This window comes from Nocardiopsis sp. NPDC050513 (assembly GCF_044457925.1).
GTDB lineage: Bacteria > Actinomycetota > Actinomycetes > Streptosporangiales > Streptosporangiaceae > Nocardiopsis.
This window is the reverse complement of sequence record NZ_JBITHK010000009.1, coordinates 250,574-262,951: the sequence shown is the minus strand read 5'-3', so window position 1 is coordinate 262,951 and position 12,378 is coordinate 250,574. Positions and strand designations below refer to the sequence as shown.

Here is a 12,378-nt window from a genome sequence, read left to right as displayed (position 1 = left end):
GTCACTCCCCGCCGAACGCGTCCCGGACCTCGTAGACCTCGAAGAACCGGTCGCGTTCGCGGTCCTGGAAGGGGCGCAGCGGCGCCGTCGCCGTGCGGTGGTCCGCGCCGCGCTCCCACTCCAGGAAGGCGGCGAGGCTCTCCCACTCGCTCATCACCAGCAGCCGACCGGCGTCGTCCACCGCGCCCAGCAGCTCGTTGGCGAGCAGTCCGGGGGTCCCGGCCAGCTCCTTGCTGATCGCGCGGTAGGCGTCCTCGACCGCGCCGGGGCCCCCGTCGGGCGCCCGGTGCCAGATGAGCACCCGTGCGCGCCCGCTCACCCGCGCGTCCCGACCAGCTCGTGGACGACGTTCATCGTGTACATCGCGCCGCCGCGCCGGTACGGGTGCAGCTTGGTCCGGTGGTGGACGTGCTCGTCGCTGTGCTCGAACTCGCGGAAGCTCTCCTCGTCGACCCAGTCGCTGACGACGTAGTAGACGCTCTCCTCGTCGCTGCTGCGGAGCAGCCACTGGCCGAGGTTGGCGGGGTGGTCGGTGATGACGCTGCCGATGGACAGCCACGTGTCCTCGAACCCCTTCTCCATGCCGGGGTTGAGTTCGAAGCGCAGCAGGACACGGAACATGTGGTTCTCCTCGTTGGTGGGGGTGAGTGTCCGCCGAGCACGTCCTAGATGCCGCCGTCGACGGGGATGGTGGCGCCGGTGACGTACCGGGACAGGTCGCTGGCGAGGAAGAGGACGGCTCCGCCGACCTCGTCGGGGGTGCCCAGGCGGCCCAGGGAGGTCAGCTGGCGGTAGCGCGCCTGGAGCTGCTCGTACTTCTCCTTGGGCAGCTTGGCGGCCTCCTCCGTCTCGATCACGCCGGGCTCGACGACGTTGACGCGGATGCCGCGCCCGCCGAGCTCCTTGCACAGCGACCGGGACAGGCCGATGAGACCGGCCTTGGCGGCCGTGTAGTGGGAACGGGTGGGGATGCCGACCGTGGCGACGCGCGAGCCGATGTTGACGATCGACCCGCCCCCGCCCATGAGCGGCAGCGCCGCCTGGATGACCAGGAAGGCGCCCGTCAGGTGGGTGTCGACGACGCGGTGCCACTCGTCCTCGGCCAGCTCGTCGTAGGGGACGTGGCTGATCACGCCGGCGTTGTTGACGACCGCGTCGAGGCGGCCGTACCGGGTGCGGCACTCCTCGACGAGCCGGTCCACGTCCTCCTTGGAACGCACGTCCGCCCGGACGACGTGGTGGTCGCCGGGGATCTCCTTGAGCTCCTGCTCCAGTTCGCGGACGGCCTCGCTCTCGGTCCGGTAGCAGGTGGTGACGTTGGCCCCGGCCCGGGCCAGGGTGAGGACGACGGCCCGGCCGATCCCTCGGGATCCACCGGTGACCAGGGCGTTCTTTCCGGACAGGGAGGCGTTCATGGGTTCCTCTCGTACGTCGGTGATGGGGGGCTTCAGGCCAGGACGGAGCCCAGCAGCAGGGCGTTGCACACCAGGGCGGCGGCGGCCAGCGCCGTGCGGACGGCGTTCCAGTCCCGCCAGCGTCTGCGCGGGTCGACCGACTCCCAGTCCTCGGGGAGGTCGTCGGGGTCCAGCCGGGCGACCCAGCGGTTGATGGGGACGTTCTTGGTGAGGGACACGGTGATCGCCGCGACGAGCAGCAGCGCGGCGGCGCCCGCGAGGACCCGAGCCGTCGCGTGCGGGGCGGCCAGCACGAGCAGAGCGTCGCTGACCAGCGCCGTGAGCAGGCAGATCGGCATGAACGGATCGAAGCGGGAGACCAGGAACATGTGCACGGGCACGTACTGCTCCCGGGGGAGGCGGAGCAGGAGCGGGGCTCCGCCGAGGAAGGCGATCATCATGCCCCCCGTCACCAGCCCGCTGCCGGCCATCGCGAGCGGCAGAAGGATCCAGGCCATGGTCATCTCCAGTCGGAGTCCTCCGGGGCGTGGCCGACGCCGGGCGGCGCCGCGGCCGTCGGCCGCGCGCTCAGGAGGACCGGTTCCGTGCGGCCTTCTCGACCTGTTCCTTGATGTGCGGCATCTGCTCGGCGGTGTTCGTGCGGATGTGCTCGGCCATGGCGTCGTCGTCGAAGGGCATCTCGTCCCTGACGTGGAACTCCTGGACCCAGCGCATCTCCACGCCGCCGTCGACGGGGAGGTACTCCCAGTAGATGTCCATGAACTCGAACGGCCCGGTCTCGACGCGGTGCGCCCGCACCGTGCGGCTCTCCCGGTCGGGGGTCCGCTCGGAGACCCAGCTCCAGACCTTGCCGTCCTCGTCCGGGTGCAGCGCGAGCCGGAACCGGACGGTGTCGCCGCGGCGCTCCAGGATCTCCGCCTCGGCGTACTCGGTGAACAGCAGCGGCCACGACTCGACGTCGTTGGTCATGTCCCACACCAGGTCCATGGGGGCGTCGATGACGATGGTCGCCTCGGTGCGCGCGCTCATGAGCCCACCACCTCCATGCGGGAGTTGACGTAGTCGATGAAGGCGCGCGGGGTCTCCAGGTCGCCGAGGTCCTCCTCGGGCAGGGAGAGCCCGAACTCCTTCTCCACCTTGTTGGCGATCTCCATGACCGCGAGGGAGTCGTAGCCCAGCTCGGGGAACGGGGTGTCGAGGATGTCGCCGTCCAGGTCGACCGTGTCGTCGACGCCGACGGACTCACGGGTGACCCGGCGGAAGACGTCGGGGGTGAAGCGTGTCATCTGTGCCTCCTCAGGACGCGTGTTCGGTCGTGTTCTCGGGTCCGCGCACCACCAGCGCGGAGTTGAAGCCCCCGTAGCCGCGGGCCAGGACCAGGGCCGTGCGCAGCCCGCGCGCGGTGCGCGGTTCGCCGCGGACCAGGTCGACGTCGCACCCGGGGGCGAGCGCGGTGACGTTGGCGGTCGGCGGGATCACCCCGTCGCGGCAGGACAGCAGGGCGGTGACGACGTCCAGCGGGCCCGCGCCCGCCGACAACCGCCCGGTGAGCGTCTTGGGGGCGGTCACCGGCACGCCGTGCGGGCCGAAGATCCCGGTGATCGCCTCCGCCTCGGCGCGGTCCAGGTCGGGGACCCCGGCGGCGTCGGCGAAGACGACGTCGACGTCACCGGGTTCCAGGCCGGCGTCGGCGAGGGCGCCGCGCGCCGCCGCCTCCAGCGCGGGCGGCCGACCGCTGCCCGGTCGCGGGTCGAAGGTCGACGCGTAGCCGAGCACGCTCCCGTGGTCCTCGTGGACGCCGCGTCCGCGCGCACCCTCCTCCGTCTCCAGGACGAGGATCGCCCCGCCCTCGCCGGGGACGTGCCCGCTGGCGTCCGGCGAGAACGGGAGGAACGCGCGGCCGGGGTCGTCCGCGGTGGTCAGCCGCCCGGTCGGGATCTGGGACACCAGTCCGGCCGGGGACATCGCCGACTCCGTGCCGCCCGCCAGGACCAGGCTCTGGGCCTGTCCCAGCACTCGCCGCGCGTGGCCGAGCGCGTCGAGCCCGCCCGCCTGGTCGGCGACGAGCACCCCGCAGTGTCCGCGCAGCTTGTGCCGGATGGAGAGCTGGCCGCTGGTCGCCGCGTAGAACCACGCGATCGACATGTACGCGCTCATGTTCTTCGGGCCGGTGCTCCAGAGGACCTCCAGCTCCCGCTGGCCGAACTCCACCCCGCCGGTGCTGTTCGCGGTGACCACGCCCAGCTCGTACTCGGGCAGCTCGGCCGGCTCGGCGCCCGCGTCCGCGAGCGCCTCGGCGGCGGCGGCGAAGGCCAGGTGGCTCATGGTGGAGGTCTCCGCCATGAGACGGCTGGGGACGTGCTCGGCCGGATCGAAGTCGGCGACCTCCCCGGCCAGCGTCACCGGGTACTGGGAGCAGTCGAAGCGGCGGATGCGGTCGATGCCGCTCTTGCCCGCCATCGTCGCCGCCCAGTACGCCTGGACGCCGATGCCGTTGGGGGCGACCACCCCCAGACCGGTCACACGTACGGCGCTCATGCGGAGCCTCCTCGCGGTGCGGCCATGACGATCGCGCTCTGGAACCCGCCGAAGCCGCTGCCCACCGACAGCGCCACGTCGGTGCGCTGGTCGCGCGCCGTCACCGGGACGTAGTCGAGATCGCACTCGGGGTCCCGCGTGCGCAGGTTGGCGGTGGGCGGGATGACGTCGTGCTCGATCGCCAGCGCGCAGGCGGCCGCCTCGATCGAGCCGATCGCGCCCAGGGAGTGGCCGACCATCGACTTGATGCCGCTCATCGGCGTGCGGTAGGCGTGCTCGCCCAGGCTCGCCTTGACGGCGGCGGTCTCGTGGCGGTCGTTCTGCTTGGTGCCCGAGCCGTGCGCGTTGACGTAGTCCACGTCGGTCGGGTCGAGCCGCGCCTGGTCCAGGGCGACGCGGATCGCCTCGGCCATCTCGCGGCCGTCCGGTTTGAGACCGGTCATGTGGAAGGCGTTGGCGCGCGTGGCGTACCCGCTGATCTCGCAGTACACGTGCGCGCCGCGCCTGCGTGCCGCGTCGGCGCGCTCCAGGACGAACATCGCCGACCCCTCGCCCAGGACCAGCCCGTTGCGCTCGGCGTCGAAGGGGCGGCAGGCCTCGGCCGGGTTGTCGTTGGTGATCGAGGTGGCGCGGATGGCGTCGAAGCAGGCCACGGTGATGGGTGAGATCGGCGCGTCCGTCGAGCCCGCGATCACGACGTCGGCGCTGCCCTCGCGGACCAGCTCCGCCGCGTAGCCCAGGGCGTCGATCCCGGACGTGCACCCGGAGGAGACCACGTGCGCCGCGCCCTCCGCGCCGCACGCCCAGGCCACCTCGCGGGCCATCGCGCTGGGGGTGAAGTAGTCGTAGATGTGCGGGACCGCGTACTCGTGGTCCACCAGCCACTTGCGGCCGCCGTCGCTGACGACCGTGTACTCCTTCTCCAGGCCCATCGTGCAGCCGACCGCGTTGCCGACGCTGACCGCGGTGCGCCCGGGCGTCAGGTCGTCGACGGTCAGCCCGCTGTCGCGCAGGGCCTCGCCCGTGCAGACCACGGCGAACTGGGTCGCCCGGTCCATGCGGCGGACCTCCTGCGGCGTCAGACCGGCCGCGACCGGGTCGAAGTCGGCCTCGGCGGCGATCCGGCACCGGAACCCGGTGGTGTCGAAGAACGTGATCGCGCGTGTGGCGGTGCGCCCCGCGGTGATGCTCTCCCAGAACGCCTCCCGGCCGACGCCGCCCGGGGCGATCACGCCGATGCCGGTGACGGCCACCGCGTGCCCGCTCATCGGACGCCTCCCACCTGGGAGGTCGGGCCCTCGGGGGCCGTCGGCAGGTGCTCCAGGTCGACGTGGCCCAGCTCGGGGCGCGGGGCGAGCGGGCCGAGGTGGAACACCACGTGCGCCGGCTCGGAGCCGGGGTTGCGGACCCGGTGCCGCTCGCCGATCGGCACCATGAGCGCGTCGCCCGCCCGCAGCTCGATCTCCTCGTCGCCGACCCGCATCACGACCCCGCCGCGCACGACGTAGACGAACTCCTCCGAGTAGGGGTGCGTGTGCTCGCACACGAACTCACCGGGGCCCAGGGTGAGCGTTCCTCCGAAGCCCGACGTGGACGTCACCGTCCTCGGGCTGAGCAGGACGCGTACCTCGCCCCCGCGTCTGCGGTCGGGCTGGACGTCGCCCTCCGACACCTTCACCACCGGTGCGGCGGTCATGGGCTGCTCCGTTTCCGCGGTTTCCTGGGGGATCCCCACCTGTCCGCCGCTCATCTGTTGGGGGTCCAGGAGTAGAAGGCCTCGGCCATGGCGTCCTTGGGTTCCGCCCAGGCCGGGTCGTAAGGGCTGATGAAGTGCGCCAACCGGTGGTGGATCTCCTCGTACAAGGGGTGGCTGCGCGCGCGGTAGAGGTTTCCGGTGATGTCCTTGTCGGCCTCGACCAGGTGGAAGTAGAGGTCGTGGAACCGGAACAGCGTGCGCCGGTCGACGCCGATCAGGTGCGGCAGGTCGGTCGCGTCGGAGTCGGCGAAGACCTGGGCGACGTCGGCGGCGTCACCTGGGTTCATGCGCGCGACGATGAGTGTTCGGTGCATGCCTGGGGCCTCTCCACGGGTGCGGCCCCGCCGGACGCCGACCGGGCGGGCCGGGCGTCGGCGGGTGTGCTGGGAGCACGGTCCCGCCGAGATTCGCAGCCGCCGGTCGTAGTTCCTTAAATGCGCGGAAGAAAGCGCACCAGTGATCCTCGACCCCCGTTCCAGACGGGTGCGACGCCCGGGTGGATTAGTGGGGGCGACCGGAATTCGCGGAAGGGAGACGCGGTGTCGCCGATGGTGGTGCAGGTACTGGGACAGATACTCGGAATCGTCGCGGTCCTGGGAAGCGGGATCGTCGCGGGGGTGTTCTTCGCCGTCGCGGTGAGCGTGCTGCCCGCGGTCGAGGTGATGCCGATGGGCTCCTACATCGAGTTGCACAAGCGGCTCGGCAAGGGCTACCACCCGTCGATGCCGCTGGTGGTGTCGGCGGCGGCGGTCTCCTGCCTGGCGCTCGTCCTCCTGGCGCCGACGGTCCCCGCGCGGGTGCTGTTCGGCGCGGGGCTGGCGATGCTGGTCGGGGTCCAGGTGGTGTCGCAGTTCGGGAACGTGCCGATCAACAAACGGGTCAACGGGGTCGACCCGGAGGACCTGCCCCCGGGCTGGGCCGATCCCCGGCCGTCGTGGCGCGGGTGGCACCGGTGGCGCACGGTGTGCGCGCTGGGCGCCCTGCTCGCGACCGCCACCGCCGCGACCCTCCTGCCGGCGCCGTGAGCACGGACGCGTCCGCGAACGCGGAGGCGGGGGAAGCCGTCGCGGGGCGCACCCGGACCGTCCTGGCCACCGTCCTGACCGCGGCCTTCATGACGCAGGCGGGGGTCACCGCCGTCAACGTGGCGGTGCCCGCGATCCAACGGGAGTTCGCGGTCGGCGGCGCGGTGATGCAGTGGATCCTCGCCGGGTACACCCTGCCGTTCGCGCTGCTGCTCATCACCGGCGGCCGACTCGGCGACATCCTCGGCCGACGGAGGGCCTTCCTGGCCGGGGTGGCCGGGTTCACCCTCGCCTCCCTGCTCGCCGCCGTCGCCGTGGGGCCCGCCATGCTGCTGGCGGCACGGGTCCTGCAGGGCGCCTCCGCGGCCGTGGCGGGCCCGCAGGTCCTGGCCGTGCTGCGCTCCGCGGTGCCCGGTGAGCGGCGCGGGGCGGCGCTCGGCGCGTACGCGGCGGTGATCGGGCTGGCGACCGTCGGAGGGCCGGTCCTGGGCGGCGTGCTCGTCCAGTTCGCGCCGTTCGACCTCGGCTGGCGGGCGGTCCTGGCGGTGAACGTGCCGCTCGGGCTGCTCGTGGCCCTGGGCGGGCTCCGCCTGCCCGAGGCCCGGTCCCGGGGCGGGGCCAGCCTCGACCCGCCGGGGGTGCTGCTGGGCGGAACCGCTCTGCTCCTCCTGCTCTACCCCCTGGTGAGCGGCGCCCAGGCGGGCTGGCCCTGGCACACGTGGGCCATGCTCGCCGCGTCGGTCCCGGCCGTGGCGCTGTTCGCGGTCGCCGAGCGCCGCCGGGAGCGCACGGGCGGGCTCCCGCTGGTGCCGACCGTGCTGTTCGGCAACCGGGTGTTCACCGCGGGACTGCTGGTCACGGCGGTCACGGCGGCGCTCGTCGGCGGGTTCTTCCTGGTCTTCGTGGTCTTCCTCCAGAGCGGCGCCGGGCTCTCGCCGGGCGCGACCGGCCTGCTCGTGTGCCCGTGGGCACTCGGGACCGCCGCGGTCTCCGGGCCCGCGATCCGGTGGGCGCGCGGCCACGGGCGCCGCGTGCTCATGGCCGGGGCCGCGGTGATGACCGCCGGGATGGCCGCCCTGGCCGCCGTCGTGCGCACCGGTCAGACCGAGCCCTCGCCCCTGCTCGTCGCCCCCGTCCTGCTGGCCGTGGGCGTGGGGATGGGTCTGGTCAGCGCGCCGATCATGGACGTCGTCCTGGCCGTCCTCCCCGAGGCCGACGCGGGCGCCGCCGCCGGGGTGTTCACCACGTTCAAACAGGTCGGCGCCGCGTTCGGGGTCGCCGCCGTCGGCGCGGTGTTCTTCGCCGTGCTCGGCGGGCCCGACGGGCCGCCGAGCGCCCACGTCGCCGCGATGACCGCCGCCGTCGCCTGCGAGATCGCGGGCTGCCTGCTCGTGTGGGCCCTGCTCCTGCTGATGCCGTCCCGACCCGCTCGCGTGCCCTCCGCGGCCGACACCCCGAGGAAGTGATGGACGTGACCCGACCGATCGCGCTGATGTTCCCCGGCCAGGGGGCCCAGCAGGTCCGCATGGCGGCCGGGCTGTACGGGCCCAACGCCGCCTTCACCGCGACCATGGACGAGGCCTTCGCCCTGTTCGGGCCGGAGGGCGCGGCGATCCGCGCCGACTGGCTGGGCGAGGGCGGGCCCGGAGGGGACGCGGCCCGGGAGCGGTTCGACGACGTCACCCGCGCCCAACCGCTGCTCTACTCGGTCGGCTACGCGCTCGGCCGCGCCGTCCTCGACCTGGGGCTGGAACCGGCCGCGCTCGTGGGGCACAGTGTCGGCGAACTCGTGGCGGCGACCCTGGCCGGGGTGCTCGACTTCGAGGCCGGCGTCGCCCTCATCCGCGACCGGATCGACGTGCTCGCCGACAGCGCGCCCGGGGCGATGCTCGCCGTGGCCGCCTCCGCCGCCGACCTCACGCCGTACCTGCGCGGCGACGTCGTGGTCGGGGCGGTCAACGCGCCGTGGCAGACCCTGCTGGCCGGTCCCGCCGAGGAGGTGCACTCCGTCCGGGCCGACCTGCGCGCCGACGGGTTCACCTGCCGCCTCGCCCGGTCGCGCCAGGCGTTCCACAGTCCGGCGCTCGACGGGGCCGTGGAGGGCACGGTCCGCGCCTGGAGCCGGGTCGACCTCCGCGCTCCCCGGCTGCCCGTCTACTCCGCCGGGCTCGGCGGGCGGCTGACCGCCGACCGTGCCCGCGACCCGGAGTTCTGGGCGCGCCAGCTCTCCGGCCCCGTACTGTTCTGGCCCGCCCTCGACCAGCTGCTGCACGACCACGACGTCCTGCTGCTGGAGGCCGGAGCGGGACAGGGACTGAGCGCGCTCGCGCGCCGGCACCCGGCCGTGGCCGACGGGCGCAGCGCCGTCGTCCCCCTGCTCCCGGCCCGCCCGCGCGACGTCGCCGACGACCTGGCCGTGTTCGACGAGGCGGTCGACCGCCTGGGCGCCGAGGGGCACGCGCCGCGCGTGCGGGCGGCGGCGGGCGGCCACGGGCCTCGTGCTGGGGATGTAGCCGTGGACGGAGGCGTACAACTCCCGGCCCACCCGCACTGACGACCGCCGGTCGACGACACCCCGTGACCGCCTTCCTAGCATCCGGAAGGGGGCGCTGACACGGCCGGTGCGGCCGTGCGCCGGACGCGCCCCGCCGGACGGCCACCGACGAGGCATGGAGTGCCCATGAGTATGTCCCGACGCGACTCCCTGAGGCTGGCGACGTTCTCGGCGGTCGCCGTGCCCCTGGCAGGCGCCGCCGTCTCGTGCGGGAACGGCTCCGGGGGGAACGGCAGCGGCAACGAGAACGAGGGCAGCACCGGACGGCTGCTGGAGAGCGCCGCCGACCTGCCCGAACCGGGCACCGTCCCGCTGCCGGTCCCGCCCGTGCTGGAGCCGCAGCGCAGCGACGCGGAGGCCGACTACTACGTGATCACCCAGCGGTCGGGGGAGGCGGAGATCCTCCCCGGCCTGACCACCGAGGTGTGGGGGTACGACGGGATCTTCCCGGGGCCGACGATCGTGTCGCGGACCGGGCGCAGGACGGTCGTCGAGCACCGCAACGACCTGCCCGTGCCCGTGGCCGTCCACCTGCACGGCGGCCACACCCCTCCGGAGCACGACGGCTACCCCACCGACCTGATCTTCCCCCGGAGCGGGTGGGAGAGCCGGTACGAGCTGCCGGGGGACACCACCGAGGGCAGCCGGGTCTACGAGTACCCGATGAACCAGCCCGCGGCCACGCTCTGGTACCACGACCACCGGATGGACTTCACGGGGCCGCAGGTCTACAAGGGCCTGGCCGGGTTCCACCTGGTGCACGACGACGAGGAGGAGGCGCTTCCCCTCCCGACCGGGGACCGCGACGTGCCGCTGATGATCTGCGACCGGGCCTTCGACGAGGACGGGTCGTTCCTCTACCCCGCGCTCTCCTCGGACCTGGTCAGCGAGCCGGGCGTCGCCAACCAGTACATGTCCGGCGTCCTGGGCGACGCGATCCTCGTCAACGGGGCGCCCTGGCCGTACATGGAGGTGGCCGACGTGCGCTACCGGTTCCGCATCCTCAACGCCTCCAACGCCCGCCGCTACCGGCTCGTGCTCGACCCGGCCCCCGAGGGGACGGCGCCCTTCGTCCAGGTCGCCAGCGACGCCGGGCTCCTCGGCGCGCCGATCGAGCACGACGCGATCGTCACCGCGCCCGCGGAGCGCTTCGACGTGATCGTCGACTTCTCCGGGTACTCCGTGGGGACCGAGGTCGTGCTGGCCAACGAGTTCGGCGAGGGGCGCACCGCCGAGGTGATGCGGTTCCGCGTGACGTCCGAGGCCCGGGACGACACCCGGATCCCCGACCGCCTGTCCGACTTCGTGCCGATGACCCGCGAGTCCGCCGACGCCGAGCACCGTGCCCGGTTCTCGCGCGAGGCCCCCAACACGCACGGGCCCGGCCCCAACCTGTGGACGATCAACGGGCAGACCTTCTCCCCGGACACCGTGGACGCCCGGATCCCGCTGGACTCCACCCAGATCTGGCGGCTGACCACCAACGTCCACCACCCGGTCCACCTGCACCTGGTGCGCTTCCAGGTGCTGTCGCGCAACGGCGGCGAGCCCGGCCCGTACGACGCCGGATGGAAGGACACGATCGACCTCGGCAGCGAGGAGGAGGCCGAGATCATCATGACCTTCAGCGGGTACCGCGGGCGGTTCGTGTACCACTGCCACAACCTCGAACACGAGGACATGATGATGATGGCCAACTTCGAGGTGACCTGAGCGAACCCGCGGTCGGCCACCGGGCCCGGCCGCCCCGCCCCCCCCGAGACCCGAAAGGCAGATCCGATGCGAGCCGTCGCCTTCCACCGACCCGGCCCCCCCGACGTCCTGGAGATCCTCGACCTCCCCGACCCCGAGCCCGGCCCCGGGCAGGTGCGCGTCCGCGTGCGCGCGGCCGGCGTCCAACCCGTGGACACCGCGATCCGCCGGGGGGTGCGCCTCGGGTTCGAGGTCGCGTCGCCCCAGGTGCTGGGCAACGACTTCGCCGGGACGGTGGACGCCCTCGGCGCGGGGGTGAACGGGGTGGCCGTGGGAGACGCGGTGCTCGGCTGGTCGCTGATGGCCTGTTACGCGGAGTTCGTGGTCGTCGGCGTCGACCAGATCGTGCCCCGGCCCGCGGGGATGCCGTGGGAGCACGCCGGGGTGCTGGCCTCGTCCGGACAGACCGCGCACACGGCACTGCGCGCCCTCCGCGTCGGCGAGGGGGACACCGTCCTGGTGCACGCCGCCGCGGGCGGGGTGGGGACGTTCGCGGTGCAGATGGCGCGCGCGTGGGGAGCCGCGGTGCTCGGCACGTGCGGGGAGGCCAACGCCGACCACGTGCGGGCGCTGGGCGCGGTCCCGGTGCGCCACGGCGAGGGCCTCGCCGACCGGGTGCGCGCGGCGGCGCCCGCCGGGGTGGACGCGGCGCTGGACATGGTCGGCGGGGAGACGCTGAGGGCGTCGGTCGAGCTGGTGGAGGACCGGGAGCGGGTCGGGACGATCGTGGACTACCCGGGAGCGGCCGAGCTGGGCGTCGTGGGGATCCGCTCGCTGCGGTCGGTCGAGCGGCTGCGCGAGGTCGTGGAGCTCTACGAGCGGGGAGCGCTGCGGGTGCACGTGTCCCGCGCGTTCCCGCTGGAGGAGGCGGCCGAGGCGCACCGGGTGTCGGAGCTGCGGCGGACGCGGGGGAAGCTGGCGCTGGTCATGGGGGAGTGAGGCGGGGTCCCGGTCGGGGAGTGTTGCCGTCTTCTCGGCCGACGTCGGCGCGACCTCTGATGACCAGATCGAATCCCATGTCACCGTCCGTATGCAGCGTCAGAAGAGACTGACAGAGGAGTCACCCCTTCAGTTGAACGCTGTGATCAACGAAAGCGCGCTCTACCGTGCTGTCGGCGGCGTGGACGTCATGCGGGAGCAACTGTCCACCCTGTTGGAGCGCGCGGAACTTCCCAACGTCAACCTACGTATCCTCCCGTTCGAGGCCGGGGCACATAAGGACCAGGACATCGACCTCTCCCCCCAGATCTTCCAGCGGATTCACGGCCAAGCTTTGCACCGGGAAGAGTCCGTAAAGCGCATCCAGCGCGTCCGCGACGAGCGATTCGAAGGATGAGG

Annotated in this window: 15 protein-coding genes and 1 pseudogene; 6 read left to right on the top strand and 10 right to left on the bottom strand. The window is 73.2% G+C overall.

What is annotated here, in order from left to right; genetic code table 11:
• Position 1 precedes the first annotated feature (1 nt).
• From ACIBFB_RS18515 to ACIBFB_RS18470, 10 genes are all read right to left on the bottom strand, one after another.
• On the bottom strand, positions 2-319 hold the full coding sequence (locus ACIBFB_RS18515) for an antibiotic biosynthesis monooxygenase family protein (protein WP_397231592.1): 318 nt from the start codon (positions 317-319) through the stop codon (positions 2-4).
• Positions 316-621: an antibiotic biosynthesis monooxygenase family protein gene (locus ACIBFB_RS18510; RefSeq protein WP_397231590.1), complete on the bottom strand. Its 306-nt coding sequence runs from the start codon at positions 619-621 to the stop codon at positions 316-318. The genes ACIBFB_RS18515 and ACIBFB_RS18510 overlap by 4 nt, the downstream gene beginning before the upstream one ends.
• 44 nt (positions 622-665) lie before the next feature.
• On the bottom strand, positions 666-1,415 hold the full coding sequence (locus ACIBFB_RS18505; protein ID WP_397231588.1) for an SDR family NAD(P)-dependent oxidoreductase: 750 nt from the start codon (positions 1,413-1,415) through the stop codon (positions 666-668).
• A gap of 32 nt (positions 1,416-1,447) precedes the next feature.
• Positions 1,448-1,912 carry an anthrone oxygenase family protein gene (locus tag ACIBFB_RS18500; RefSeq protein WP_397231586.1) on the bottom strand — a complete coding sequence of 155 codons (465 nt, stop codon included), beginning with the start codon at positions 1,910-1,912 and terminating at the stop codon, positions 1,448-1,450.
• Positions 1,913-1,982: 70 nt separating this feature from the next.
• Positions 1,983-2,444 carry an SRPBCC family protein gene (locus ACIBFB_RS18495; protein ID WP_397231584.1) on the bottom strand — a complete coding sequence of 154 codons (462 nt, stop codon included), beginning with the start codon at positions 2,442-2,444 and terminating at the stop codon, positions 1,983-1,985.
• Positions 2,441-2,701 carry an acyl carrier protein gene (locus tag ACIBFB_RS18490; protein WP_397231582.1) on the bottom strand — a complete coding sequence of 87 codons (261 nt, stop codon included), beginning with the start codon at positions 2,699-2,701 and terminating at the stop codon, positions 2,441-2,443. The genes ACIBFB_RS18495 and ACIBFB_RS18490 overlap by 4 nt, the downstream gene beginning before the upstream one ends.
• 10 nt (positions 2,702-2,711) lie before the next feature.
• On the bottom strand, positions 2,712-3,953 hold the full coding sequence (locus tag ACIBFB_RS18485) for a ketosynthase chain-length factor (protein ID WP_397231580.1): 1,242 nt from the start codon (positions 3,951-3,953) through the stop codon (positions 2,712-2,714).
• On the bottom strand, positions 3,950-5,221 hold the full coding sequence (locus tag ACIBFB_RS18480; protein ID WP_397231578.1) for a beta-ketoacyl-[acyl-carrier-protein] synthase family protein: 1,272 nt from the start codon (positions 5,219-5,221) through the stop codon (positions 3,950-3,952). The genes ACIBFB_RS18485 and ACIBFB_RS18480 overlap by 4 nt, the downstream gene beginning before the upstream one ends.
• Entirely contained in the window at positions 5,218-5,649 is a 432-nt protein-coding gene (locus tag ACIBFB_RS18475; protein WP_397231576.1) for a cupin domain-containing protein, read from the bottom strand. Before ACIBFB_RS18475 ends, ACIBFB_RS18480 begins: the two co-directional genes overlap by 4 nt.
• Before the next feature lie 50 nt (positions 5,650-5,699).
• Positions 5,700-6,023 carry a TcmI family type II polyketide cyclase gene (locus ACIBFB_RS18470; RefSeq protein ID WP_397231574.1) on the bottom strand — a complete coding sequence of 108 codons (324 nt, stop codon included), beginning with the start codon at positions 6,021-6,023 and terminating at the stop codon, positions 5,700-5,702.
• Between the two features lie 234 nt (positions 6,024-6,257).
• Here ACIBFB_RS18470 and ACIBFB_RS18465 point away from each other — a divergent pair, with 234 nt between their 5' ends.
• From ACIBFB_RS18465 to ACIBFB_RS18440, 6 genes and pseudogenes are all read left to right on the top strand, one after another.
• Positions 6,258-6,734, top strand: a complete 477-nt coding sequence (locus ACIBFB_RS18465; protein ID WP_397231657.1) for an anthrone oxygenase family protein — start codon at positions 6,258-6,260, stop codon at positions 6,732-6,734.
• Positions 6,731-8,200, top strand: coding sequence for an MFS transporter (locus tag ACIBFB_RS18460; protein WP_397231572.1), 1,470 nt, complete (start codon positions 6,731-6,733; stop codon positions 8,198-8,200). The genes ACIBFB_RS18465 and ACIBFB_RS18460 overlap by 4 nt, the downstream gene beginning before the upstream one ends.
• A 5-nt stretch (positions 8,201-8,205) precedes the next feature.
• Positions 8,206-9,288 (top strand): acyltransferase domain-containing protein, encoded by a 1,083-nt coding sequence (locus ACIBFB_RS18455; protein ID WP_397231570.1) that lies wholly within the window; start codon positions 8,206-8,208, stop codon positions 9,286-9,288.
• Positions 9,289-9,414: 126 nt separating this feature from the next.
• Positions 9,415-11,001 carry a multicopper oxidase family protein gene (locus tag ACIBFB_RS18450; protein ID WP_397231568.1) on the top strand — a complete coding sequence of 529 codons (1,587 nt, stop codon included), beginning with the start codon at positions 9,415-9,417 and terminating at the stop codon, positions 10,999-11,001.
• Positions 11,002-11,067: 66 nt separating this feature from the next.
• Positions 11,068-11,979, top strand: a complete 912-nt coding sequence (locus ACIBFB_RS18445; protein ID WP_397231566.1) for an NADP-dependent oxidoreductase — start codon at positions 11,068-11,070, stop codon at positions 11,977-11,979.
• 37 nt (positions 11,980-12,016) lie between these two features.
• Positions 12,017-12,376: pseudogene (locus tag ACIBFB_RS18440) on the top strand (Scr1 family TA system antitoxin-like transcriptional regulator); the annotation flags it as partial.
• Positions 12,377-12,378 lie beyond the last annotated feature (2 nt).

What these genes read in the sequence shown, in the direction of transcription:
- ACIBFB_RS18465 (WP_397231657.1), top strand. Translation starts at nt 6,258, where the DNA reads ATGGTGGTGCAGGTACTGGGACAGATACTCGGAATCGTCGCGGTCCTG.
- ACIBFB_RS18510 (WP_397231590.1), bottom strand. Translation starts at nt 621, where the DNA reads ATGTTCCGTGTCCTGCTGCGCTTCGAACTCAACCCCGGCATGGAGAAG.
- ACIBFB_RS18480 (WP_397231578.1), bottom strand. Translation starts at nt 5,221, where the DNA reads ATGAGCGGGCACGCGGTGGCCGTCACCGGCATCGGCGTGATCGCCCCG.
- ACIBFB_RS18505 (WP_397231588.1), bottom strand. Translation starts at nt 1,415, where the DNA reads ATGAACGCCTCCCTGTCCGGAAAGAACGCCCTGGTCACCGGTGGATCC.
- ACIBFB_RS18485 (WP_397231580.1), bottom strand. Translation starts at nt 3,953, where the DNA reads ATGAGCGCCGTACGTGTGACCGGTCTGGGGGTGGTCGCCCCCAACGGC.
- ACIBFB_RS18445 (WP_397231566.1), top strand. Translation starts at nt 11,068, where the DNA reads ATGCGAGCCGTCGCCTTCCACCGACCCGGCCCCCCCGACGTCCTGGAG.
- ACIBFB_RS18475 (WP_397231576.1), bottom strand. Translation starts at nt 5,649, where the DNA reads ATGACCGCCGCACCGGTGGTGAAGGTGTCGGAGGGCGACGTCCAGCCC.
- ACIBFB_RS18495 (WP_397231584.1), bottom strand. Translation starts at nt 2,444, where the DNA reads ATGAGCGCGCGCACCGAGGCGACCATCGTCATCGACGCCCCCATGGAC.
- ACIBFB_RS18450 (WP_397231568.1), top strand. Translation starts at nt 9,415, where the DNA reads ATGAGTATGTCCCGACGCGACTCCCTGAGGCTGGCGACGTTCTCGGCG.
- ACIBFB_RS18500 (WP_397231586.1), bottom strand. Translation starts at nt 1,912, where the DNA reads ATGGCCTGGATCCTTCTGCCGCTCGCGATGGCCGGCAGCGGGCTGGTG.
- ACIBFB_RS18470 (WP_397231574.1), bottom strand. Translation starts at nt 6,023, where the DNA reads ATGCACCGAACACTCATCGTCGCGCGCATGAACCCAGGTGACGCCGCC.
- ACIBFB_RS18490 (WP_397231582.1), bottom strand. Translation starts at nt 2,701, where the DNA reads ATGACACGCTTCACCCCCGACGTCTTCCGCCGGGTCACCCGTGAGTCC.